Below are 2,562 nucleotides of genomic sequence, written 5' to 3'. Positions count from 1 at the left end.
CATCCGGCGCAACCCTCGATAGGAGCTTGCCGCGGGGCGGGCCGCCCGTCACCTCAGAGGGCGAACATAGGGTCTAGAACAGTGCGGCGAAGCTTAGGGCGATCGCCCTGGGAGGGATTCCAAGAGAATCTCAGGGCTCTTAAGACCAACGGTCCGGGATATGAGGTGGCGCGCGATCACCACCACGGGAAGGCACGGCGCTGCTGCAGGGAAGCGCGATGTGCGTGCGATACGGCAGACATTTCCGCATCCGCTACGCGGCCCAGCGCGGACTGACGGAGACCTGGTGCATCTGTGACCGCGAAACGCTGAGGTGAAGATGCTGATGACTGAGGGCTTCCTCCGGCATGGATCCTATGCGGCCCACGACGTGGCGGCGCACGCGGCTTCGGTGTTCTTTCCGTCAGAGTGAGCCGGCTCCGCAAATTTGAACAGGGCGATAAGTGGAGTTTCTGCCTGACAGCGGGCACGCTGAGCCTGCGAATCAGGAGAGACCATGAGCAGACGACCGCGCCGGAACCACTCACCGGCCTTCAAGGCGAAGGTGGCGCTGGCCGCCGTCAAGGGCGATCGCACGATAGCCCAGTTGGCGGAGCATTTCGACGTTCATCCCAATCAGATTACGGCCTGGAAATCGCAGCTTGAGGGCAGCGCCTCCGATATTTTCGGACCGGGAGGTGGGACACCGGCCACGCCCGCCATCGACGTGAAGTCGTTGCACGCCAAGATCGGAGAGTTGACGCTGGAGAACGATTTTTTAGAAGGAGCGCTCACCAAGGCGGGATTGCTGAGCGCAAAGCGATGATCGACCGTGAGCACGATCTGTCGATCACGAAGCAGGCAGAGGTTTTGAAGATCAGCCGCGGCAGCGTGTATTATCTGCCGCGTCCAGTTTCTTCAGCCGACCTCGAGATCATGCAGCGTCTTGATCGGCTGCACCTGGAGTATCCCTTCGCCGGTTCGCGTATGTTGCGAGGCCTGCTGGCTTTGCAGGGGTGCAAGATCGGCCGTCGGCACGTGAAGACGCTGATGCGGCGGATGGGGATAGAAGCGCTTTATCGCCGTCCACGGACGACAAAGCCCGAGCCGGGCCATAAGATCTACCCGTACCTGCTGCGCGGGATGGAGATCACGCGGCCGAACCAGGTGTGGGCGATGGACATCACCTACATCCCGATGGCGCGCGGCTTCGTCTATCTGGCGGTTGTGCTCGATTGGTTCAGCCGCCGCGTGTTGTCGTGGCGCGTATCGATCACCATGGAGGCGGCATTCTGCGTCGAGACGCTTCAGGATGCCCTGGCTCGTCACGGCAAGCCGGATGTCTTCAACACGGATCAGGGCTCGCAGTTCACCGGACAGGCCTTTATCGGCGTGCTCGCCGACAATGGCATTGCGATCAGCATGGACGGCAAGGGAGCCTGGCGGGACAACGTGTTCGTCGAACGGCTATGGCGCAGCGTCAAATACGAGGAGGTCTATCTGCGAGCCTACGAAACCGTTGCTGACACGCGACGTTCGATTGGTCAGTATCTAGACTTTTACAACCGCGCATCAGAACACCCATCTGTCTATGTTGTTGAAGGGAAGAGACTTTGTTGATTGGGATGCGATCCCGCGGGGTATCTTGGGTTCTGTCGCGCTCGCTCGGCGATGGATTGAGCAGCAGTTGTGATCAGCGAGGCGCGGGCGAAGATCCACGGGCCGTCCGATAGCGGATGGGAGGCTTCGATCTCGCCGGCTTCAGCGGCCAGGCGGAGCGTCTTGGGCGCGATCTTCAGGAGTTTTGCGGCGTTGCCAAGGTTGAGCCAGGGCTCGATCCCGTCATCGGCGGGCTTGAATACCGGGATGTGGTGATAGGTGCGTAGCGATGTGACGCGCTCGCGGGTCCAGCGATTGCCGTTGCCCGTCTTGAGGCCGTTGCGGTTGAGGAGGCCGGCAATCAGATTGTCGCTGGCGATCAGCACCAGTTGATGCACGGCTTGGATAATATCAGCAGAAGTGCTGTTGCGCTGTCCGCGCCGACGCTTGGGCAAGCGCAGCTCGCTGTGAGCGCCACCCACCCAGTGGACGATGAGAACGATCGCGGAGGCCGCGTCGTCGATATCGGCCACGACCTCATGGACGAGGGTGCGTACAATGCGCTTCTTGAGGCGAGCATCCGTCGTCGGCGCATCCCAGACCGTTTTGAGGTTCGAGGCGAGAACGCCGAGCGAAGCCGGATCAGCAATGGGTGCGGGCGTCGCCGCAGCATGCATGGCGATCTTGCCCTCGACCTCCGCCGTGTGAGCGAGCGCGCTGTTCCAGCGCGCTTCAAGTTCACTCGCCACCAGCCGGTTCGCGGGGTCAGCGGCATCGTATTGCCGGAACGCCCGCTCTGCGGCATAGCGCGCCGCTTCCAGATCGCGACTGAGAGCATCGCGCACCTGATCCTGTCGTTCTTCGGCTTCCTTGGCAGCAGCGGTTGCAGCGGCGATCGCGCCTGGGCCGACAACGCCAAGCAGTGCTTCCTCGATTGCATCATCGACGCGTAATCCGCCGAAGGCGATGCAGAGAGGGCCGCCA

General features: G+C 61.9%; 1 protein-coding gene and 1 pseudogene. One reads left to right on the top strand and one right to left on the bottom strand.

What is annotated here, in order from left to right; translation table 11 throughout:
* Positions 1-496 precede the first annotated feature (496 nt).
* Positions 497-1,599, top strand: a protein-coding gene (locus IF803_RS42360) for an IS3 family transposase (protein ID WP_461196144.1) whose coding sequence is annotated in 2 segments (ribosomal slippage) — positions 497-752 and positions 752-1,599 — 1,104 coding nt in all. Because the reading frame shifts where the segments join, the coding sequence is not laid out codon by codon here.
* Here the strand turns inward: IF803_RS42360 and IF803_RS42355 are convergent.
* Positions 1,569-2,562: pseudogene (locus IF803_RS42355) on the bottom strand (recombinase family protein); the annotation flags it as partial. The gene IF803_RS42360 and the pseudogene IF803_RS42355 overlap by 31 nt on opposite strands.

The sequence above is a fragment of the Bradyrhizobium sp. UFLA06-06 genome, assembly GCF_054820065.1.
This window is presented reverse-complemented; position numbering and strand designations above follow the sequence as displayed.